This window comes from Serratia sp. TMDUHS_CL, assembly GCF_037137105.1.
Classification (GTDB): domain Bacteria; phylum Pseudomonadota; class Gammaproteobacteria; order Enterobacterales; family Enterobacteriaceae; genus Serratia; species Serratia nevei.
This window is the reverse complement of record NZ_JBBBDV010000005.1, coordinates 257,459-278,806: the sequence shown is the minus strand read 5'-3', so window position 1 is coordinate 278,806 and position 21,348 is coordinate 257,459. Positions and strand designations below refer to the sequence as shown.

The 21,348-nt window shown below is 60.8% G+C and carries 22 protein-coding genes; 13 read left to right on the top strand and 9 right to left on the bottom strand.

The window, feature by feature from the left end; all coding sequences use genetic code 11:
- Window positions 1-93: 93 nt before the first annotated feature.
- Window positions 94-2,532: an ATP-dependent helicase HrpB gene (hrpB, locus tag WCL58_RS12690; RefSeq protein ID WP_336851240.1), complete on the bottom strand. Its 2,439-nt coding sequence runs from the start codon at window positions 2,530-2,532 to the stop codon at window positions 94-96.
- Between the two features lie 188 nt (window positions 2,533-2,720).
- Between hrpB and thpR the strand changes: the two genes are divergently transcribed.
- The 6 genes from thpR (at window position 2,721) to folK (ending at window position 7,699) form a co-directional block, all read left to right on the top strand.
- Window positions 2,721-3,263, top strand: a complete 543-nt coding sequence (thpR, locus tag WCL58_RS12685) for an RNA 2',3'-cyclic phosphodiesterase (protein ID WP_141960238.1) — start codon at window positions 2,721-2,723, stop codon at window positions 3,261-3,263.
- Window positions 3,260-3,967, top strand: a complete 708-nt coding sequence (gene sfsA / locus WCL58_RS12680) for a DNA/RNA nuclease SfsA (RefSeq protein WP_004937572.1) — start codon at window positions 3,260-3,262, stop codon at window positions 3,965-3,967. Before thpR ends, sfsA begins: the two co-directional genes overlap by 4 nt.
- A gap of 183 nt (window positions 3,968-4,150) precedes the next feature.
- The gene (gene dksA / locus WCL58_RS12675) at window positions 4,151-4,606 is read left to right on the top strand and encodes an RNA polymerase-binding protein DksA (RefSeq protein ID WP_004937569.1); all 456 of its coding nucleotides are present in this window, start codon (window positions 4,151-4,153) and stop codon (window positions 4,604-4,606) included.
- Window positions 4,607-4,678: 72 nt separating this feature from the next.
- Window positions 4,679-5,590: a tRNA glutamyl-Q(34) synthetase GluQRS gene (gene gluQRS, locus WCL58_RS12670; RefSeq protein WP_041036641.1), complete on the top strand. Its 912-nt coding sequence runs from the start codon at window positions 4,679-4,681 to the stop codon at window positions 5,588-5,590.
- Window positions 5,591-5,651: 61 nt separating this feature from the next.
- Window positions 5,652-7,199, top strand: a complete 1,548-nt coding sequence (pcnB, locus tag WCL58_RS12665; RefSeq protein ID WP_141960240.1) for a polynucleotide adenylyltransferase PcnB — start codon at window positions 5,652-5,654, stop codon at window positions 7,197-7,199.
- Window positions 7,199-7,699 (top strand): 2-amino-4-hydroxy-6-hydroxymethyldihydropteridine diphosphokinase, encoded by a 501-nt coding sequence (gene folK, locus WCL58_RS12660; RefSeq protein ID WP_019456064.1) that lies wholly within the window; start codon window positions 7,199-7,201, stop codon window positions 7,697-7,699. The genes pcnB and folK overlap by 1 nt, the downstream gene beginning before the upstream one ends.
- Before the next feature lie 5 nt (window positions 7,700-7,704).
- Here the strand turns inward: folK and qseC are convergent, their stop codons facing one another.
- Both qseC and qseB read right to left on the bottom strand, forming a co-directional pair.
- On the bottom strand, window positions 7,705-9,063 hold the full coding sequence (qseC, locus tag WCL58_RS12655) for a quorum sensing histidine kinase QseC (protein WP_141960242.1): 1,359 nt from the start codon (window positions 9,061-9,063) through the stop codon (window positions 7,705-7,707).
- The gene (gene qseB / locus WCL58_RS12650) at window positions 9,060-9,722 is read right to left on the bottom strand and encodes a quorum sensing response regulator transcription factor QseB (protein ID WP_141960244.1); all 663 of its coding nucleotides are present in this window, start codon (window positions 9,720-9,722) and stop codon (window positions 9,060-9,062) included. Before qseB ends, qseC begins: the two co-directional genes overlap by 4 nt.
- A 166-nt stretch (window positions 9,723-9,888) precedes the next feature.
- On the opposite strand from qseB, the gene panB reads away from it, so the two are divergent.
- The 3 genes from panB (at window position 9,889) to panD (ending at window position 12,087) form a co-directional block, all read left to right on the top strand.
- Entirely contained in the window at window positions 9,889-10,683 is a 795-nt protein-coding gene (gene panB / locus WCL58_RS12645) for a 3-methyl-2-oxobutanoate hydroxymethyltransferase (RefSeq protein WP_004937548.1), read from the top strand.
- A 23-nt stretch (window positions 10,684-10,706) separates the two neighbouring features.
- Window positions 10,707-11,561 (top strand): pantoate--beta-alanine ligase, encoded by an 855-nt coding sequence (gene panC / locus WCL58_RS12640; RefSeq protein WP_049200094.1) that lies wholly within the window; start codon window positions 10,707-10,709, stop codon window positions 11,559-11,561.
- A gap of 145 nt (window positions 11,562-11,706) precedes the next feature.
- Complete coding sequence (gene panD, locus WCL58_RS12635) at window positions 11,707-12,087, top strand: aspartate 1-decarboxylase (RefSeq protein WP_004937544.1); 381 nt, start codon at window positions 11,707-11,709, stop codon at window positions 12,085-12,087.
- Window positions 12,088-12,121: 34 nt separating this feature from the next.
- On the opposite strand, the gene WCL58_RS12630 is transcribed toward panD, so the two are convergent.
- From WCL58_RS12630 to WCL58_RS12620, 3 genes are all read right to left on the bottom strand, one after another.
- Window positions 12,122-13,402, bottom strand: coding sequence for a polysaccharide deacetylase family protein (locus tag WCL58_RS12630; RefSeq protein ID WP_055311947.1), 1,281 nt, complete (start codon window positions 13,400-13,402; stop codon window positions 12,122-12,124).
- A 177-nt stretch (window positions 13,403-13,579) separates the two neighbouring features.
- Window positions 13,580-14,350 carry an ABC transporter permease gene (locus tag WCL58_RS12625; protein ID WP_004937535.1) on the bottom strand — a complete coding sequence of 257 codons (771 nt, stop codon included), beginning with the start codon at window positions 14,348-14,350 and terminating at the stop codon, window positions 13,580-13,582.
- Complete coding sequence (locus WCL58_RS12620; protein ID WP_015379030.1) at window positions 14,347-15,270, bottom strand: ABC transporter ATP-binding protein; 924 nt, start codon at window positions 15,268-15,270, stop codon at window positions 14,347-14,349. Before WCL58_RS12620 ends, WCL58_RS12625 begins: the two co-directional genes overlap by 4 nt.
- A 211-nt stretch (window positions 15,271-15,481) precedes the next feature.
- Between WCL58_RS12620 and can the strand changes: the two genes are divergently transcribed.
- Window positions 15,482-16,138, top strand: a complete 657-nt coding sequence (gene can / locus WCL58_RS12615; RefSeq protein WP_141966687.1) for a carbonate dehydratase — start codon at window positions 15,482-15,484, stop codon at window positions 16,136-16,138.
- 37 nt (window positions 16,139-16,175) lie between these two features.
- On the opposite strand, the gene hpt is transcribed toward can, so the two are convergent.
- Together hpt and cueO are read right to left on the bottom strand one after the other, a co-directional pair.
- A complete protein-coding gene (gene hpt, locus WCL58_RS12610) occupies window positions 16,176-16,712 on the bottom strand; it encodes a hypoxanthine phosphoribosyltransferase (protein WP_141966685.1) in 537 nt (178 codons plus the stop codon).
- 98 nt (window positions 16,713-16,810) lie between these two features.
- Window positions 16,811-18,511 carry a multicopper oxidase CueO gene (cueO, locus tag WCL58_RS12605; protein ID WP_336851239.1) on the bottom strand — a complete coding sequence of 567 codons (1,701 nt, stop codon included), beginning with the start codon at window positions 18,509-18,511 and terminating at the stop codon, window positions 16,811-16,813.
- Window positions 18,512-18,729: 218 nt separating this feature from the next.
- On the opposite strand from cueO, the gene WCL58_RS12600 reads away from it, so the two are divergent.
- The 3 genes from WCL58_RS12600 (at window position 18,730) to speD (ending at window position 20,887) form a co-directional block, all read left to right on the top strand.
- Window positions 18,730-19,077, top strand: coding sequence for a YacC family pilotin-like protein (locus WCL58_RS12600; protein WP_004937515.1), 348 nt, complete (start codon window positions 18,730-18,732; stop codon window positions 19,075-19,077).
- A 124-nt stretch (window positions 19,078-19,201) separates the two neighbouring features.
- The gene (gene speE, locus WCL58_RS12595; protein WP_336851238.1) at window positions 19,202-20,065 is read left to right on the top strand and encodes a polyamine aminopropyltransferase; all 864 of its coding nucleotides are present in this window, start codon (window positions 19,202-19,204) and stop codon (window positions 20,063-20,065) included.
- Between the two features lie 27 nt (window positions 20,066-20,092).
- Window positions 20,093-20,887 (top strand): adenosylmethionine decarboxylase, encoded by a 795-nt coding sequence (gene speD, locus WCL58_RS12590; protein WP_141966679.1) that lies wholly within the window; start codon window positions 20,093-20,095, stop codon window positions 20,885-20,887.
- A 32-nt stretch (window positions 20,888-20,919) separates the two neighbouring features.
- Here the strand turns inward: speD and yacL are convergent, their stop codons facing one another.
- On the bottom strand, window positions 20,920-21,282 hold the full coding sequence (yacL, locus tag WCL58_RS12585) for a protein YacL (protein ID WP_004937507.1): 363 nt from the start codon (window positions 21,280-21,282) through the stop codon (window positions 20,920-20,922).
- Between the last annotated feature and the right edge of the window lie 66 nt (window positions 21,283-21,348).

Genomic DNA, 21,348 nt, shown 5'->3' with positions numbered 1-21,348 from the left:
CACTGCCGGCCATGATTAGTCGCTTAATCTGTGCCTACGCCGCAGCGCTGACCAGAAGAAACATCTGAATTCCAAACCTTAAATGATCGCGACCTACTGATATTTCTTCGTTCGGCGCGTCGGTACCGCCGTGGCCGGATCGTCCGGCCAAACGTGTTTCGGGTAGCGGCCCTTCATCTCTTTTTGCACCTCGCGATAGGCGCCTTGCCAGAAGGCCGCCAGATCGCCGGTGATTTGCAACGGCCGGTGCGCCGGTGAGAGTAACTCAAGCACCACCGGGATGCGACCCTCCGCCAACATCGGGCTGCGCTGCTCGCCGAACACTTCCTGTAAACGCACCGCCAGCGCCGGCGGTTTGCCGGCCTCATAACGGATCGGCAGGCGGCTGCCGGTCGGCACAGTGTAATGAGTGGGTAGCGCATTATCCAGCCGCTGCTTTTGCTGCCAATCCAGCAGACGGGACAGCGCCTCGGCGATGTTGACCTGCTTCAAACCGCGCAGATCGCGCACGCCGTTCAGCGACGGCAACAGCCACTGCTCCAGCGCCGCCAGCAGGGGTTCTTCGTCCACCGCCGGCCATTCCGCCTCCGGCAGCCAGGCTTGCGCGCACTGCAGGCGCACCCGCAATTGTTCGGCGGCGCCCTCCCAGTTGAGCACCGCCAGCCCCTGTGCGCGCACCCAATCGAGCAGCGCCTGCTGCAGCTCTTCATCCGCCGGTTTGGCCAGCGGCTGGGCGCGCAGCGTCAGACGGCCGATCTGCTGGCGCTTCCAGGCGCGCAGCGTGCCCTTCTCGTCATCCCACTCCACCGCCGTGCGCTGTGTGACGATCGCCGGCAGCTGCGCCGCCAGCGCGTCGATATCCACCGGCAACGCCAACAGGATACGCGCATCGGGGCTGTTGTGGCCCTGCAACAGGCTGGGGACGATGAGCCAGGGTGCGCGCGACAGCGCCTCGTCCTGGTTCATCGCCGCCCCCAGACCGTTGGCCAGCAGGTAGCGGCCGTCCTGGCCTCGGCGCTGGGCGATACGATCGGTAAATGCCTGCGCCAACAGGCGCGGCGCCAGATCGACGTCGATTTGCCCCGCACGTTGCGGCAGGCGTTTGGCCAACTGCGCGGCACGCGGCCGCCAGTTCGGTTGCGGGCGGCTCAGCCAGTAGCCGATATCCATCTGCCCGCCGCGCGGCGGTTCTTCCAGCAATGCCGCCAGCAACGCCGCCGTCGCCAGGCCGTCGGCACTCAACGCCGCGCCGGCGACCAGCATCGCCGCCAGCCGCGGCTCGCACCCCAGCGCGGCCATCTGGCGCCCCGGGGCGGTAAGTTTGCCACCGTCATCCGTGGCCCCCAGCCGGTGCAGCAACGCCCTGGCCGCCGCCAATGCCGCCGCCGGAGGCACATCCAGCCAGGTCAGCTGCGCCGGATCATGGCATCCCCACTGCAGCAGTTCGAGCCAGAAGCCGGTGAGATCGCTCTGTAAAATGTCCGGTTCGGCGTGTTCCGCCTCGCGCTCCGCCTGTTCTTTGGCGAACAGATGCCAGCAAATGCCCGGCTCCAGGCGCCCGGCGCGTCCGGCGCGCTGCACCATCGACGCCTGACTGATGCGCTGCGTCGCCAGCCGCGTCAAACCGTTGCGCACGTCGTAGCGCGCCACGCGCTCCAGGCCGCTGTCCACCACCAGCCGAATGCCCTCGATCGTCAGGCTGGTTTCGGCGATGTTGGTCGCCAGCACCACCTTGCGGCGGCCAGACGCTGCCGGTTGGATCGCCTTTTGCTGCTGCGCCAGAGGCAGCGCCCCATACAGCGGGCAAAGATCGGTATCGCTCGCCACCTCGCCGGTCAATCGCTCCAGCACCCGATTGATCTCCGCTACGCCCGGCAGGAACAGCAGCAAAGATCCCGGCTGTTCGGCCAGCAACCGCTTCACCGCCGCCGCTACGCCATCTTCCAGCCGCTGATGGCTGGCCAACGGCTGATACAGACGCTCAACCGGGAAGCTGCGCCCCTCGGACACCACCACCGGCGCTTCCGGCAGCAGCTGCGACAGGCGAGCGTTGTCCAGGGTGGCCGACATGATCAGCAGTTTCAGATCGTCGCGCAGCCCTTGCTGCACGTCGAGCAGCAGCGCCAGCGCCAGATCGGCCTGCAGGCTGCGTTCGTGGAACTCATCGAGGATCACCAGCGACACGCCCTGCAGTTCGGCGTCCTGCTGCAGCATGCGGGTGAGAATGCCTTCCGTCACCACTTCCAACCGGGTTTGCGGCCCGCTTTTGCTTTCGGCGCGCATGCGGTAGCCCACGGTCTGGCCGGGCTCCTCCCCCAGTTGCTGCGCCAGGCGATAGGCGACATTTTTCGCCGCCAGCCGCCGCGGCTCCAGCATGATAATGCGCCCCGGCAACCCGGCCTTAGCCAGGATCTGCAGCGGCAGCCAGGTGGATTTACCGGCGCCGGTCGGGGCGTGCAACAGCACCTGAGGAGCGGACTGCAACGCAGCCAGCAACTCATCAAGCACCGCGCTGACGGGCAATGAAGACACTGAACTCTCCGTGGTGGTTAACGTTAAACGGCGTACAGTGTAGCATTAGCTTTGCCCCCGTAGCCTTTCAAACTGCAGCGGCGTTAGCTATAGTACGGAGCTCGTCCATGCGTCCCGCTTCGCGCGCGACCGCTGCAAACCGCATCCAGGTCTGTCCCGACGGATTTGTCATTATTTACCGAGCCCCCATGTCCAATTCGCGCCGCCTGTTTTTCGCCCTGTCCTTGCCTGATGCCCTGCAACAGCAGGTGATCCGCTGGCGCGCCGAGGCGTTTACGCCAGAGGCCGGCCGACCGGTGGCGGCGGCCAATTTGCACCTGACGCTGGCGTTTCTCGGCGAGGTCACCGCGCAGAAAGAGCTGGCGCTGCGCAAACTGGCCGGCCGCATCGTTCAACCCGGCTTCAGCATGCGGCTCGACGATCTCGGCCATTGGCCGCGCCCCGGCGTGGTCTGGCTCGGTACCCGCCGCGCGCCGCGCGGGCTTCTGCAGCTGGCCGAGCTGCTGCGTTCGCAGGCCGCCCGCAACGGCTGCCATCAAAGCGCGCTGCCGTTCCATCCGCACATCACGCTGTTGCGCGCCGCCACCCAGCCGGTGGCCATCCCGCCGGCGACGCCGGGCTGGGCGTTCAGCGCCGACGCCTTTTCCTTATATGAGTCGGTGTTCGAAAACGGCCGCACCCGCTATCAACACCTCGAACAGTGGCCGCTGGCCAAGCAGGCATCCGCATGATTTTCTCTCCACCGCTGCGTTCCGCCACGCTGATCAAACGTTACAAACGCTTTCTGGCGGACGTGATCACCCCGGAAGGGGAAACCTTTACGCTGCACTGCGCCAATACCGGCGCCATGACCGGCTGCGCCACGCCCGGGGATACCGTTTGGTACTCCACTTCGGATAATCCCAAGCGCAAATACGCCCACAGCTGGGAGTTGACCCATACCCAACAGGGGCACTGGATCTGCGTCAATACCCTGCGTGCCAACGCGCTGGTGCGCGAGGCAATCGAACACAATTTAATCAATGAATTATCCGGTTACAGTAAAATCAGCGGCGAAGTGAAATACGGTGGTGAAAACAGCCGTATCGATTTGTTATTACAGGCAGAAAATCGGGTTAACTGCTATATTGAAGTTAAGTCAGTCACATTACTGCAACAACAACGTGGTTACTTTCCTGATGCGGTAACGCTCAGAGGGCAAAAGCACCTGCGTGAGTTGCTCAGCGTGGTTGAAAGCGGGCAACGGGCGGTGTTGTTCTTTGCCGTGTTACACAGCGGTATTGAGCAGGTCGCACCGGCACATCATATAGATGAGCGCTATGCGGCGCTGTTGGCACAGGTCCGGCAGTTGGGAGTGGAAGTGGTTTGTTACGGGGCAAAGTTATCACCTGACGGTATTTATCTCTGCGATAAGCTGCCGTTTTTTATCGATTAGCGCAGTCGGGTCCCTATAAATAGACAACCGGCCAGCACGATCGCCAAATACGCCCTCCTTCACACGATTGTCAAGCGGGCGACAGGAATAATTGCCAACCTACCTTCCTTCTGTTATTTATAGCGGCCTGTTTTTCCCCCGCATTGGGGATTCGATAGTGCGTGTGTATGTAGGAGAAGCAACATGCAAGAAGGGCAAAACCGTAAAACCTCGTCCTTGAGCATTCTCGCCATCGCTGGGGTGGAGCCGTACCAAGAGAAGCCGGGCGAAGAGTACATGAACGACGCCCAGTTGTCGCATTTCAAGCGCATTCTTGAAGCGTGGCGCAACCAGCTCAGGGACGAAGTGGACCGTACTGTATCGCATATGCAAGAAGAGGCAGCCAACTTCCCTGATCCGGCCGACCGTGCTACCCAGGAAGAAGAGTTCAGCCTTGAACTGCGTAACCGTGACCGTGAACGCAAACTGATCAAAAAGATCGAGAAAACGCTGAAGAAAGTGGAAGACGATGATTTCGGCTACTGCGAATCTTGCGGCGTGGAGATCGGCATTCGTCGCCTCGAAGCGCGTCCGACCGCCGATCTGTGCATCGACTGCAAGACGCTGGCTGAGATCCGCGAAAAGCAGATGGCCGGCTAATACCGTTGTTACCGCTGCGGCGTGCGCACCTGCGTGCGCCGCACAGAGAAAAGGGAACCTCTCCCCTCTGATATGCAAGAAAGTCATTATGTGGGGCGCTTTGCCCCATCGCCTTCCGGGGATCTGCATTTCGGTTCGCTGATTGCCGCTCTGGGAAGCTACCTTCAGGCTCGCGCCCAACGCGGGCAGTGGCTGGTTCGCATCGAAGATATCGACCCGCCGCGTGAAGTTCCCGGCGCCGCCGCTCGCATCCTGTCCGCGCTGGAACATTATGGTCTCCACTGGGACGGCCAGGTCATCTATCAATCCCAACGTCACGATGCCTATCGCGCCGCGCTGGATCTGTTGCAGCGCCAGGGGCTCAGCTATTACTGCACCTGCACTCGCAGCCGCATCCAGCAGATCGGCGGATTGTACGACGGCCACTGTCGTGACTTGCAGCTCGGCCCGCAGGGCGCCGCCATCCGCTTGCGCCAGACCGCGCCCGTTTACGGGTTCCACGACCGCCTGCAGGGAGAACTGCACGCCGATCCGGCGCTCGCGGGGGAAGACTTCATCATTCGCCGTCGCGACGGGCTGTTCGCTTACAACCTGGCGGTGGTGATCGACGACCATTTTCAGGGCGTGACCGAGATTGTGCGCGGCGCCGATTTGATCGAACCGACGGTGCGCCAAATCGCCCTCTATCGCCAGCTGCAGGCGCCGGTGCCCACTTATGTGCATCTGCCGCTGGCCCTGGGCGCCAACGGCATCAAGCTGTCGAAGCAAAACCATGCGCCGGCATTGCCCGCAGGCGATCCGCGCCCGGTACTGATCGCCGCGCTGAAATTTCTGCGCCAACCGCTGCCGGAAAGCTGGCAAGATCTTGACCTGCCATTATTATTGAGCTGGGCGGTCGCACATTGGCGGTTGGAAAACGTGCCGCGTCAGGAGGCTATCCCTCTGGATGAAAACACGCCGGCATTCTCAAAGGAGCCATGGTGAGCTATGATTAGCCGCTATTTTTTGTTAGCTCCATTTTTATCAGTCACTATCGAGGTGTACCATTTTTACCCGAGTAGCCAACTTCTGTCGTAAGGTACTGACCCGCGATGACAAGCTGCCCCGCGACGACGCGGCGGCCGGCGATAAAAACGTAGTCCGCGAAGAGCGTGCCGCGGCGCCAAGCCGCCCTGCGCCGCAGCCGCGCGCCGCCGATAACGGCAGCAACGCCCCTGCCCGCCGCTCAACGCCGCGCAAGCGTCCGCCTTTTCCTATCGCCGAGAGCAACGACTCGATGACCGTGATCCCGCGCGAACAGCACTCGATCTCCCGTAAAGACATCAGCGAAAATGCGCTGAAAGTGCTTTATCGCCTGAACAAGTCCGGCTACGAAGCCTATCTGGTCGGCGGCGGCGTGCGCGATCTGTTGCTCGGCAAAAAGCCGAAAGACTTCGACATCACCACCAACGCCACGCCGGAGCAAGTGCGTAAGCTGTTCCGCAACTGCCGTCTGGTCGGCCGCCGTTTCCGCTTGGCGCACGTGATGTTCGGGCCGGAGATCATCGAAGTGGCCACTTTCCGCGGCCACCACGAACAGAATCAGGAATCCGACAAGAACTCGTCCCAGCAGGCGCAAAACGGCATGCTGCTGCGCGACAACATCTTCGGCTCGATCGAGGAAGACGCCCAGCGCCGTGATTTCACCATCAACAGCCTGTACTACGGCGTGGCGGATTTCACCCTGCGCGATTACGTCGGCGGCCTGAACGACCTGAAACAGGGCGTGATCCGCCTGATTGGCGATCCGGAAACCCGCTACCGCGAAGATCCGGTGCGCATGCTGCGCGCGGTGCGCTTCGCCGCCAAACTGGATATGCGCATCAGCGAAGAGACCGCCGAGCCGATCCCGCGCCTGGCCTCGCTGCTGCACGAGATCCCGCCGGCGCGCCTGTTCGAAGAATCCCTCAAGCTGCTGCAGGCGGGTTACGGTTTCCAGACCTACCTGAAGCTGTGCGAATACCAGCTGTTCCAACCGCTGTTCCCGCTGATCGCCCGCAACTTCACGCCGAACCACGATACGCCGATGGAGCGCATTCTGGCGCAGGTGCTGAAGAACACCGATCACCGTCTGCAGAACGACATGCGCGTCAACCCGGCCTTCCTGTTTGCCGCCATGCTGTGGTACCCGCTGCTGGAGCATGCGCAGAAGCTGGCGCAGGAAAGCGGTCTGGCCTACTACGACGCCTTCGCGCTGGCGATGAACGACGTACTCGACGAACAGTGCCGCTCGCTGGCCATCCCGAAACGCATCACCACGCTGGTGCGCGATATCTGGCAGCTGCAGCTGCGCCTGTCCCGCCGCCAGGGCAAACGTGCGCACAAACTGATGGAGCACCCGAAATTCCGCGCCGCCTATGATCTGCTGGCGCTGCGTGCGGAAGTGGAAGACAATCAGGAAATGCTGCGTCTGGCCGAGTGGTGGGGCGAGTTTCAGGACGCCACGCCGGCGCGGCAGAAAGCCATGCTGAGCACCTTGGGGGACGATCCGGCGCCGCGCCGCGCGCGTCAACGCCGTCCTCGCCGCCGGACACCGCGTAAAGAAGGGGCATAATGATCCGCGTTTATATCGCGCTGGGCAGCAACCTGGCGCAGCCGCTGCAACAGGTTAAAGCCGCACTGGAGGCGCTGGAGCATCTCCCGCGCACCCGGCTGGTCACCTGTTCTTCGTTTTACCGCACCAAGCCGCTGGGGCCGCAAAACCAGCCGGACTTCCTCAACGCGGTGGTGGCGCTGGATACCCTGTTGCCGCCCGAACAGCTGCTCGACCATACCCAGGCGATAGAACGCAATCAGGGACGCGTGCGCAAGGATGAACGCTGGGGCCCGCGCACGCTCGATCTGGACATCATGCTGTACGGCGACAAGGTGATCCATACCGAGCGCCTGACGGTACCGCACTACGGCCTGAAAGAGCGCGAATTCATGCTCTACCCGCTGGCGGAAATCGCCCCCGATCTGATTTTCCCCGATGGCGAACCGCTCGCCAGCTGCCTCAAGCGCGTGCCGGAAAACGGCATGGCGCTGTGGCATCAGCCAAAACCCAAGTCCTGACCCTCCTACAGCGCCAGCCGCGCAACAAATCCGCCCGCCGGGCGATTGGCGAAACTGACCTGTAGGCCATGCAAGCCGACGATACGCTGCACGATCGAGAGCCCCAGCCCGCTGCCGGTTTGCTCCTGCCCCGGCGGGCGATAGAAGCGTTCTCCGAGCCGCGCCAGATGTTCCGTGGTGACCCCCGGACCGTCGTCCTCCACCGTCAGCGAACGTTCGCTCAGCGTTACGGTGACGACGCCGCCCTGCGGGGTGTAGCGCACCGCGTTATCCAGCAGGTTGCGCAATAGCAGCGACAGCAGCAAGGTTTCCCCCTGACGCGGCGGCGGCGTTCCCCGATGTTCATAGCGTAGCGTCACGCCCGCCGCATGGGCCTGCCGATCCTGCTCCGCCAGGGTCATCGTCACCAGGTCGTTCCAGTCGATCGGCGCCAGTTCGGCCAGATCCGACAGCGAATCCAGCCGCGACAGCGTCAGCAGCTGATCCACCAGCCGGGTGGCGCGATCGATGCCGAGCGTCAGATTGTCCAGCGCGTGCTCGCGCATCGGCGCATCGTCCCCCGCCAGCTGCACCACTTCGGTCTGCACCCGCAGCGCCGCCAGCGGGCTGCGCAACTCGTGCGCGGCATCGGAGGTGAAACGCCGCTCCCGCACCAGCAGAGCGTTGATGCGGGCGAACAGCGCATTGAGCGCATCCACCAGCGGGCGCACCTCGGTCGGCACCTGGCGCGCGTCCAGCGGCGTCGCGTCATCGGGTGCGCGCCGGCGCAAACCGGCGGCCACAGTGCGCAGCGGCCGCAGCTCCCGCCCGACCATCAGCGCGATGAGCAGCATCAGCACCGGCAGCGTCGCCAGCCAGGGCACCAGTTGGCCGGTCACCATGCCCAGCGCTATATCGCGCCGGTAATCCCACTCCTGGCCAACCACGATGCGGTAGCGCCCGTCCGGGCTGGTCAACCATACCAGGCGCCAACTGTCGTCATCGCCTTTGCGCTCGCCGTCGGTAAAACCTTCACGCTCCCCGTCAAACAGGAAGTCGGCGCCGTTCTCGCCGTCGTTGAGCAGCATCTTGCCTTGGCGATCGAAGATGGCGAACGCCAGCGCGTCGTCGTCCTGCTCGCCGCGTTTGCCGTGGTGCACCAGCTTTTTGGTTTTCGGCAGGCTGCGCGCACTTTCATCGGCCAGCAGATCGCCGAGGTTGGCGGTCGCCAGCCGTTTGGCGAACAGCATCTGTTGGGTGTCGAACACTTCGTTGATGGTGTTGCGCGACATCACCCAGGCCACCACGCTGGCGGTGCTCCAGGTCAGCAGCGCCAGCAGGCTGAAGATCAGGATCAGGCGCAGCCGCAGGCTGAGACGCTTCACGGCGCATCCCCCAGCGTGTAACCCACGCCGTGGATGGTACGGATGAAGCCGTTGCCCAGCTTGCGCCGCAGGTGGTGAATATGTACCTCCACCGCGTTGCTGCTCACCTCGTCATCCCAGTTGTACAGCTTCTCCTGAATCAACGACCGCGCCAGCACCCGCCCCTTGTTGTGCAGAAACAGTTCCAGCACCGCCAATTCGCGCGGCGTCAGCGTCACCGGCTCGCCGTTGCAGCTCACGCTACGGGTGGCGCTGTCGAACACCACGTTGCCGTGCGTCAGCTGCGGCATCAGTTGGCCGTGGCGACGGCGGATCAGCGCCTGCAGGCGCGCCGCCACTTCGGCCAGCGCAAACGGCTTGCACAGATAATCGTCGGCACCGCTTTGCAGCCCGCTGACCCGCTGCTCCAGCGCGTCGCGGGCGGTGAGGATCAGGACCGGCACGTCCTGCCCGGCCTGGCGCCACTGGCGCAGCAGATCCAGACCATCGAGGCCCGGCAGGCTGAGATCGAGGATCACCGCGTCGTACGGCGCACTGTCCAGCGCATTTTTGCCGACGGCGCCGTCGGTGAACCAGTCCAGATTGAAGCCGAGTTTGGTCAGCCCGGCCTTGATGCCGTCCCCGATCAGTTTGTCATCTTCGATCAGCAAAATTCGCATGAGTATCCCTTTTGAGTCTTGGCGCCATTGCACCACAAGGTTCTTAAGAACCGCTTAAGCATGGCGATCCACGCTACCCACCCCGATCGGGTTACAGTAGAATGACTGCACTTTTTTGCAGCCTGGGCCTGCGTACGCCGCACGGCCCGTTTCAGGAGACGTTGTGATGAAACCCACCACCGTGACCCACTTGCGCCAGTGGAAACAGGAGCAACGCAAGTTTGCTACCCTTACCGCCTACGATGCCAGCTTTGCCAAACTGTTTGAAGAGCAAGGCATCAAAGTCCTGTTGGTGGGCGATTCGCTGGGCATGACGCTGCAGGGCCACGACTCCACGCTGCCGGTCACCGTCGCCGACGTGGCCTACCACACTCGCGCCGTGCGCCGCGGCGCGCCGGCCTGCCTGCTGTTGGCCGATCTGCCGTTCATGAGTTACGCCACCCCGGAACAGACCTTCGCCAACGCTGCCGAGCTGATGCGCGCCGGCGCCAACATGGTGAAACTGGAAGGCGGCAGCTGGCTGTGCGACACGGTGAAAATGCTCGCCGAGCGCGCAGTGCCGGTGTGCGGCCACCTGGGCCTGACGCCGCAGTCGGTCAACGTGTTCGGCGGCTATAAGGTACAAGGACGCGACGAACTGGCCGCCAAACAGCTGTTGCAGGACGCACAGAATCTGGAACTGGCCGGCATTCAGCTGCTGGTGCTGGAATGCGTGCCGACCGAGCTGGCGCGCCAGATCACCGAAGCGTTGTCCATTCCGGTCATCGGCATCGGCGCCGGCAACGGCACCGACGGCCAGATCCTGGTGATGCACGACGCCTTCGGCATCACCGGCGGCCACACGCCGAAGTTCGCCAAGAACTTCCTGGCGCAGAGCGGCGATATCCGCACGGCGGTGCAGCACTACATTCAGGAAGTGGAGCAAGGCCTCTACCCGGCGGCTGAACACTCTTTTAACTAAGCGATGGTTCCAGGAGTCACCCAATGATTATTATCGAAACCCTGCCGATGCTGCGTCAGCAGATCCGCCGCTGGCGCCAGGAAGGCAAACGCATCGCGCTGGTGCCGACCATGGGCAACCTGCACGACGGCCATATGACGCTGGTCGATGAAGCGCGCGCCCGCGCCGACGTGGTGGTGGTGAGCATCTTCGTCAACCCGATGCAGTTCGATCGGCCGGACGATCTGGCGCGCTACCCGCGCACGCTGCAGGAAGACAGCGAGAAGCTGACCCGCCGCGGCGTCGATCTGGTGTTCGCGCCGGCCCCGGCCGCGGTCTATCCGCAGGGGCTGGAGCAGCAGACTTATGTCGACGTACCAGGCATCTCCAGCATCCTGGAAGGCGCAAGCCGGCCGGGCCACTTCCGCGGCGTTTCCACCATCGTCAGCAAGCTGTTCAACCTGGTGCAGCCTGATTTAGCCTGCTTCGGCGAGAAGGATTACCAACAGCTGGCGCTGATCCGCAAAATGGTGGCGGACATGGGTTACGACATCGACATCGTCGGCGTGCCGACCGTGCGCGCCAAAGACGGCCTGGCCCTCAGCTCGCGCAACGGCTACCTGACCGCCGAAGAGCGCAAGATCGCTCCGCAGCTGAGCAAGATCATGAACGCGCTGGCGCAGCAGTTGGCCAATGGCGAACGCCATGTCGAAGAGCTGCTGGAGCAGACCGCCGAGCAGCTGCGCGCCGCCGGCTTTACGCCGGATGAGCTGTTTATTCGCGACGCCGACAGCCTGCAGCCGCTGACGGTGGACAGCCAGCGGGCGGTGGTGCTGATGGCCGCCTGGCTGGGCAAGGCGCGTCTTATCGACAATCAGCAGGTCGACCTGACGCTGTAAGCCATTTTTTATACTATCGTCACCCTGAAACCCAGGCCATTGGTAGACAATGGCGGGGCAATCGGTGACGATAGAGATTGCAGGGATGCAGGAGAGATGTTCAACCCCAGCGCCTGTGAAGGCCGATATTCAGTTAGGTAAAGCTATGATACGTACTATGCTGCAAGGCAAGCTGCATCGCGTCAAAGTCACTCAGGCTGACTTGCACTATGAAGGGTCCTGCGCCATCGACCAGGATTTCCTGGAGGCCGCCGGCATTCTGGAATATGAAGCGATCGATATTTACAACGTGGATAACGGCCAGCGCTTCTCCACCTACGCCATCGCCGCCGAGCGCGGTTCGCGCATCATTTCGGTCAACGGCGCCGCCGCGCGCTGCGCCTGCGTGGGCGACAAGCTGATCATCTGCTCCTATGTGCAAATGACCGACGCCGACGCCCGCCAACACCACCCGAAAGTCGCCTATTTCGAAGGTGACAACAACCTGCAGCGCAAGGCGAAAGCCGTGCCGGTTCAGGTCGCCTGACACTAAAACGGGCGCCTTACGCGCCCGTTCTTCCTTACTGCACCACCACCGTGCCCGGCTTGTTGGCTATCCGATCCGCCATGGTCTGGATCGAGTCGGTGCGCAGAATATATAGCCGCTTCAGCGTATAGGGGTTATCCCCCGGTTTCACCTTGCCCTGCACCGTGGTCACCGCCAGATGGAAACCGGCATCCTGCGCCGCCTGGATCGCCCGCTGGTTATAGCCGCCGAACGGGTACGACAGATACAGCACGTGCGGGTTGAACTGCGACAGCGCGCGGCGCGAACGCTCAAAATCGAACTCGATATTGTGCAGCGAACGGCTCAGCAAAATCGGCTGACGATTGCCGTCGGTGCGGTGCAGGAAGTGGGTGTGCGACTGCACGTCGAACACGTCCTGAATCTGCTTCAGCTCCGAGACGCTCATAAACTGCAGCGAGTCCGGGTTCCATTTCTGCGGGTGGCGTTTGATGCGCGAAGAGATGATGAACGCCGTCGCGCGGAAACCGTAATCCTTCAGCACCGGGTAAGCGTAGCGATAAACCGACTTCAGCCCGTCGTCGAAGGTCAGCACGATCGCCTTGCCCGGCAGGTTGATCTGGTTCTTCAGGTAGGCTTCCAGCTGATACAGCGAAATGGTGTCGTAACCCGCCTGCTTCAGGTAGGTCATCTGGTTGCTGAACGCCACGTCAGAGGTGGTGGTCGAGGTGTGGCGGAAGCGTTTGTTCTCTTCGTTTTTCAGCAGGTGGTGGTAAGTCAGCACCGGGATGCCGTTATCGATCTCGCAGTCCAACTCACTGACGAACCCCAGCCGATCGCCGATGTTGACCTCGTACCAGGTGTTGTTCAGCCGGTCCTTCAGCTTGCCGATGATCGGATAGCGCAGGTTGCCTTCCAGCGTGCCGAAGACCTCGCTGTCCTTGTCCGCCGCGGTGTAAACGTCGATCGTTTTTTGGGTGATCAGGTTCTGGTTGGTCAGCGGTTTGTTCAGCTCGCCCAGATCGTCTTGCACCTTGCGCGACTTCTTCAGCTCACGCACGTCGTCTTTATCGATAAAGCCGGTGCCGTGCCCGAATTTGAATTCGTAGTACTCCGCATCCGCCGGGAACACCTGGATCAGCTGCCCGCGCTTCACTTCCCCGACCGGGATCACATGCTCGCCCACCAACGCATAGACTTCGCTGTCGCGCTGCGCTTCCATGTATTCAGATTTAACCGCGCTGTCTTCCGACAGCAGATTCGCCAGGCTCACAGGGGAAACCAACGACATCAGAATGCCGAGTAACCCAGCCGCTAACTTGTATTGAGGCCGCATGATGATGTTCTGCTTACGAGTGCGTAATGACAAAAGTGAAGGAAATGTGGAGCGCCAGCATAGCACGATTTGAACAGCGGGGAACTAGCGGTTATCTGAGCAATTCTATTGATTTACGCGCCGCCTGCGCCAAATCAAGAAAAGCGCCCCCGCCGGGAAAGCGGGGGCACGATACGATCAGCTGCGCAGGCCGCGGCCGCGCTCGATCAGGTACCAGGACAGCAGGTAAAACACCGCGATAAACGCCACCAGCACCGCCATGGTGAACGCCAGCGGCACATCGTTGATGCCGAGGAAACCGTAGCGGAACCCGCTGATCATATAGACGATGGGGTTCAGCTTGGACACCGCCTGCCAGAATGGCGGCAGCAGCGACAGCGAGTAAAACACCCCGCCCAGGTAGGTCAGCGGCGTCAGGACGAAGGTCGGGATCAGGCTGATGTCGTCGAAGGTGGTGGCGAACACCGCGTTGATCAGCCCCGCCAGCGAGAACAGGATTGCCGTCAACAACAGCGTCAGCGCAATCACCCACCAGGCGTGTACCTGCAGCGGTACGAAGAACAGCGAGATGATGGTCACCAGCACGCCGACGCAGATGCCGCGCGCCACGCCGCCGCCGACATAGCCGGCGATCACCACGTGGGTCGGCACCGGCGCCACCAGCAGTTCTTCAATGTTGCGCTGGAACTTGGCGCTGAAGAACGACGAGGCGACGTTGGCGTAAGAGTTGGTGATCACCGCCATCATGATAAGGCCGGGCACGATGAACTGCATGTAGCTGAAGCCGTGCATATCGCCGATGCGCGAGCCGATCAGATTGCCGAAGATGATGAAATACAGCGTCATGGTGATCACCGGCGGCACCAGGGTCTGGATCCAGATGCGCGCGAAGCGGTTCACCTCTTTGGCCCAGATGCTCTGCAAGGCCACCCAATACAAACGCGTCATGCTTTTTCTCCATTGCCGTTAACCAGGGTGACAAACAACTCTTCCAGGCGGTTCGCCTTATTACGCATGCTCAGCACCTGCACGCCCTGTGCGCTCAGCTGGGCGAATAAGCCGTTCAGCCCCTGCTCACGCATCACCTCCACTTCCAGCGTGGAGGTATCCGTCAGGCGGCTGTGGTAACCGTCCAGCTTCGGCAGCGGGCTCTTCGCCGCCAGATCGAGGATAAAGGTTTCCGACTTCAGCTTGGCCAGCAGCCCCTTCATCGAGGTGTTTTCCACCAGCTCCCCGTTCTGGATGATACCGATGTTGCGGCACAGCATCTCCGCCTCTTCCAGATAGTGGGTGGTAAGGATAATGGTGGTGCCCTGGGCATTCAGCTCTTTCAGGAAGCCCCACATCGAACGGCGCAGCTCGATATCCACCCCGGCGGTCGGCTCATCGAGGATCAGCAGCTTCGGCTGATGCATCAACGCACGGGCGATCATCAGGCGGCGCTTCATGCCGCCGGACAGCATGCGGGCGCGCTCGTTGCGCTTGCCCCACAGATCCAGCTGGTTGAGGTATTTTTCGGCGCGCGCCATCGCTTCACGCCGCGTGACGCCGTAGTAACCCGCCTGGTTCACCACGATCTGCAACACGGTCTCGAACGGGTTGAAGTTGAACTCCTGCGGCACCAGGCCGAGCTGGCGCTTGGCGTTGACGATGTCTTTATCGATGTCGTAACCGAACACCCGCACGCTGCCGGCGGTTTTGTTCACCAGCGAGCTGATGATGCCGATGGTGGTGGATTTACCGGCGCCGTTTGGCCCCAAAAGGGCATAAAAGTCCCCCGCCTCGACGCTCAGGTCGATGCCGCGCAGCGCCTTGACGCCACCGGCGTAAGTCTTGGTCAGCTGCGCTAATTCCAGTGCATAATTCATATGTAAAATAGTACCTTATGACGATGAGTATGCCGCCGCGCCCCCTGTTTGCGAGGCTTGAAACAATAACAATAATCCTAGCATCGACGGCGTTTTCACTGCGTCGAATCCGTGCGGAAAATGAGGGTGCACCACTGTTCCGATTTCCAAATTGTGACGCTTACCCTATATTACCCCAACGCAATCTGTTCGTTACGAGCCAATAACCTCCATGAAAGAAATCGAAGCGCTTATCGCCAACAACCATGCCTGGTCGGCCAACATCAGTCAGGAAGACCCGGAATTTTTTGAACGTTTAGCCCAGGCGCAAAAGCCCCGTTTCTTATGGATTGGTTGCTCTGACAGCCGCGTTCCCGCCGAACGCCTGACCGGCCTCGAGCCGGGCGAACTGTTCGTCCATCGCAACGTGGCGAACCTCGTTATCCATACCGATCTTAACTGCCTGTCGGTGGTGCAGTATGCGGTAGATGTGCTGGAAGTCGAACACATCATCATCTGCGGCCACCTGGGCTGCGGCGGCGTGCAGGCGGCGGTGGAAAACCCGGAGCTGGGATTGATCGACAACTGGCTGCTGCACATTCGCGACCTGTGGTACAAGCACAGCTCGCTGCTGGGCGAGGTGCCGCCGGAACAGCGTTTCGACATGCTGTGCGAGATCAACGTCATTGAGCAGGTGTACAACCTGGGCCACTCCACCATCATGCAGTCCGCCTGGAAGCGCGGCCAGAAGGTGATGATCCACGGTTGGGTGTACGGCATTCAGGACGGCCGTCTGCGCGATATGGAAGTGCTGGCGACCAGCCGCGAGAGCCTGGAGATGGGCTACCGCAAAGCGATAGCCAAACTGAAGCAGGATAAAGGCGTATAATCCCGCCGCGGGCGCGGCTTGCCGCGCCCCACATCGATTACTCGTCCAGCAGCACCACTTTGCCGACGTACGGCAGGTGACGGTAGCGCTGAGCGTAGTCGATGCCATACCCCACCACGAACTCATCCGGGATCGAGAAACCGACATATTCGACCGGCACCTGCACTTCACGGCGCTCAGGTTTGTCCAGCAAGGTGCAAATCGCCAGCGATTTCGGCCCGCGCAGCGCCAAAATCTCGCGCACTTTGTTCAGCGTGTTGCCGGAATCGATGATGTCTTCCACGATCAGCACGTCTTTGCCGCGAATGTCTTCGTCCAGATCCTTGAGGATCTTCACGTCGCGGGTGGTGGACATGCCGCTGCCGTAGCTGGAGGCGGTCATAAAGTCGACTTCGTGCGGCACGTCGATCGCGCGGCAGAGATCGGCCATGAACATAAAGGAGCCGCGCAGCAGCCCGACCAGCACCATGTCACTGCCGCTTTCGCGGTAATGTTCGGTGATCTGGCGGCCAAGTTCGGCGATACGGGTCTTAACTTCCTGCTCGGAAATCATTACGTCTACAGTGTGTTTCATAGTATTCAGGTCAGTTGCCGGAAGAAAGGCGCAGAGTTTAGCATAGCCTTTCGCCGGTGGCGACGCGAGCGCGCCACCACCGGAGCACCGGGCCGCCATCAATCGGCGACGGTGAAGCCCATCATCATGCCGGTATCTTCATGTTCCAACAGGTGGCAGTGGGCCATGTACGCATGTTCGCTGCTGGCCGGATGGTCAAAACGCACCAGCACTTCACTGCGCCATCCTTCGACGCGCACCGTGTCCTTCCAGCCGCTGCGATGCGCCGCCGGCGGTTTGCCGTTTTCCGACAAGATGCGGAACTGGGTACCGTGAATGTGGAACGGGTGCAACATCATGTCGCCCTCACCGGAAATGGTCCACTTTTCATACTGGCCCCGTTTGGCGGCGAACATCGGCTTGGTCATATCGAAGGCCTTGCCGTTGATCATGTTGCCGTGGCTGAAATCGAACGGTTTGGCTTTGCCCTGCGCGCCACCGTGATCCATCCCGGCCATATTGCCATGATCCATGCCCTTCATGTTGCCCATGTTGCCATGGTCCATGCCCTGCATGCCGCCCTTCTCCATGCCTTTCATGTTGCCATGGTCCATGCTCTGCATGCCGCCCTTCTCCATGCCTTTCATATCTGCGCCGCCCGTCGCGCCATGATTCATGCTCATGCCGGCCATCGCCTGGTGACCATAGCGGTCCATCAGCGCCTGCATACCGAGCATATCCAGCTGCGGATCCATCATCAGCTGCAGCCAACGCTCCTGGATGCCGGTGGTGGCAGGCAACGTCGGCAGCTTCACCAGACTGTCCGGCAGGGTTTTGATGCCCTGCGCCAGCGACGGCTGAATGCGCAACACCGGCAGCGCTTGATCGAACGGCGCCAGCGTCATGCCCATCTGCTTCACCGGCAGCGTCACGATATCGAACGCTTTCCCATCCGAGGCATCGACCAACACTTCAAAGCGTTCGCCCATCAGCATCGGCAGCTCGGTCAGTTTCACCGGCTCCGCCAGGAAACCGCCGTCGCTGGCAATGACATACAGCGGGCGGTTGTCACTGGCCGCCAGATTCAGCGAGCGGGCGTTGCAGCCGTTGAGGAAACGCAGGCGCAGCCAACCGCGCGGCGCCAGATGTTGTGGATACTGCGCGCCGTTGGTGAACATGCGGTCGCCAAACCAGCCCACCGCCGCACTCATCACGTCCAGGCGGTATTCGATCTGCGCGTCTTTGCCCAGCCGCTTATCCTGCAGGATCACCGGAATATCATCCTGTCCCCAGGTTTTCGGCAGCGGCAGTTTGGCGCTCTCTTCGTCTTCCAGCAGCACCAGCCCCGCCAGCCCCATCATCACCTGGCTGCCGGTTTTACCGTGCGTATGCGGGTGGAACCAGCAGGTGGCCGCCGGTTGATCGACGGTGAAATTCACCGTGCGCGTCGCGCCGGGATGAATCAATGCCTGCGGGCCGCCATCGACGTCGCCGGGAATCTCCAGGCCGTGCCAGTGGACGGTGCTGGCCTCCGCCAGCCTGTTTTTGATATCAACCGTTACCGGCTGGCCACGCTGCAGCTTCACCGCCGGCCCGAGCAGCGCGCCGTTGAATCCCCAGGTTTTGGTGGCGGCGCCGGGCAACCAGCGGGTTTCCCCCGCCTGCAGCGCCAGCGCAATCTTTCCCTGCGCGTCCGGCGTCAACAGCGGCGGTACCGGCAGGGCCGGCCGATCGGCCGCCCAGGCGGCCCGGCTCCATAACGGCAATGCGCTCGCGGCGCCCAGCGCGGCGGTTAATTTAATAAAATCACGGCGTAACATCGCTGACTCCCTTTTCTCAGTGACATAACTCAATGCCGCCAGCCTAAACCTTCCCCCTGGCGGAAGGTCAAGCCTTTCCTGGCGGTATTTTAAGCTATGCCTCACAATCAAGAGAGCGCCATTGACGAACGCGAGGCCGCGCCCAGCGGCAATAAAATTTGGTGCCTTTACAGGCAAGTGTGGTAACGTCTGCAAACGACAAACAGGCCTATTTCATGATGAAAAAAACAACGTTATCGATGCTGTTGCTGGCGATGCTGGGCTTCTCCAACGCCAGTCTGGCGCTGAATGAATCCGAGGCGGAAGATCTGGCCGATCTGACGGCGGTATTTATTTATTTGAAAAATGATTGCGGCTACAACGATTTGCCAAATGCGCAAATCAAACGCGCCATCGTTTATTTTGCGCAACAAAACCGCTGGGATTTGAGCAATTACAACAGCTTCAATATGAAGGCGCTGGGCGAAGACAGCTACCGCGATCTCAGCGGCATCGCCATTCCAACGCCTAAAAAATGCAAATCGCTGGCGCGCGACTCTTTGAGCCTGCTGGCCTACGCCAACTAATTTCCCCCCTTCTCCCGCCCGCCTAACGCTCTCTCTGTCTGAAATTCAACCGTGCATCGCCAGGCAGAGTTAGCTATGATGTTGCGCCGATTTTTCATGGCTGTTATTACGGAGTATCCCGCACATGGCCCAGAAAGAAATTTGGTACGAAACGCTGCATACGGGCTTCGGCCAGTACTTCTCGGTAGAGAAAGTGCTGTACCGCGAGAAGACCGATCATCAGGATCTGGTGATCTTCGAGAACCCAGTGCTGGGGCGCGTGATGGCGCTCGACGGCGTGGTGCAAACCACCGAGCGTGACGAGTTCATCTATCACGAAATGCTGACCCACGTGCCGCTGCTGGCGCACGGCGCGGCGAAGAAAGTGCTGATCATCGGCGGCGGCGACGGCGGCATGCTGCGCGAAGTCAGCCGGCACCCTGGCGTGGAGCAGATCACCATGGTCGAAATCGACGCCGGCGTCGTCGAGTTCTGCCGCCAATACCTGCCCAACCACAGCGCCGGCGCCTATGACGATCCGCGCTTCAAGCTGGTGATCGACGACGGCGTCAACTTCGTGAACCAAACCGACGAAACCTTCGATGTGATCATCTCCGACTGCACCGATCCGATCGGCCCCGGCGAAAGCCTGTTCACCTCGGCGTTTTATGAAGGCTGCGCCCGCTGCCTGAATGAGGGCGGCATTTTCGTCGCGCAAAACGGCGTCTGTTTCCTGCAGCAGGACGAAGCGGTCAACAGCCACGCCAAACTGAGCGGCTACTTTAGCGACGTCAGCTTCTATCAGGCAGCGATCCCAACCTATTACGGCGGCATCATGACCTTTGCCTGGGCGAGCCAGAACCCGGCGCTGCGCCAGCTCGATCTGCCTACTCTGCAACAGCGCTTTAACCAAAGCGGCCTACACTGCCGTTATTACAACCCGGCAATTCACGTCGGCAGCTTTGCCCTGCCGCAATATTTGCTCAATGCCCTGAACGTAACACGTTAAACGAGAAGATAAAGGAGGTGGCCCAAATTGCATAAGCTAAAACTGCACGGCTTCAACAACCTGACCAAGAGCCTGAGTTTTTGTATTTACGATATTTGTTACGCCAAGACCGCGGACGATCGCGACGGCTATATCGCCTACATTGACGAACAATATAATGCCAACCGGCTGACCGAGATCCTGAGCGAGACCTGCTCTATCATCGGCGCCAATATTCTGAACATCGCACGTCAGGACTACGAGCCGCAGGGCGCCAGCGTCACCATCCTGGTCAGCGAAGAGCCGATCGATCCGAAAGACGTCGATACGTCGGAACATCCCGGCCCGCTGCCAAACACGGTCGTCGCGCACCTGGACAAGAGCCACATCTGCGTACACACCTACCCGGAAAGCCATCCGGAAGGCGGATTGTGCACCTTTCGCGCCGATATCGAAGTCTCGACCTGCGGCGTCATTTCGCCCCTCAAGGCGCTGAACTATTTAATTCACCAGCTGGAATCCGACATCGTCACCATGGACTATCGCGTGCGCGGTTTTACCCGCGACGTGAACGGCGTGAAACATTACATCGATCATGAGATCAATTCGATCCAGAACTTTATGTCAGAAGACATCAAAGCGCTGTACCACATGATGGACGTGAACGTTTACCAGGAAAATATCTTCCATACCAAGATGTTGCTGAAAGATTTCGATCTGAAGCACTACCTGTTCAACGCGGAGCCGGAAGCGTTGAGCGCCGCCGAGCGCAAGCGGATCACCGATCTGTTATGGAAAGAGATGCAGGAAATCTATTACGGCCGCAATATCCCGCATCTGTAATGGAAAGGGCGCGGCACGCCGCGCCCTGATGCTTAGTACTTCAGCATGAAAGAACGATAGGCCTTCAACACCAGCAGGAAATCCTCAACGCCGCAGAATGAGAGGCTTTCTTCGTCGTAGTAGTTCATGCCCTCTTCCATTTCATCGCCTTCAAACTCCAGCTGATTGGCGCGGATCATCACTTCTTCACCATCCATCAACAGCGTATATTCATGGCCTTCCAGCTGCCATTGACGCTCGCTACCTTTGACCTCGGCCGCACCGGCTTCTATGCGGTCCAGCAGGTTGAAATCGCCTTTGACTTCTTCGTTGATCCAGTGGCCAATCGCTTCATGCCCCATCGAAAATCTGACGATCACCTGACCGGTGACGTCACGCAGAAATTCGTAATCCATAGCATGCCCTCCTGAGCCCTTTTTCTTAGTGTAAACATAAATTGATTGCTAACTCAGTGAGCGCTC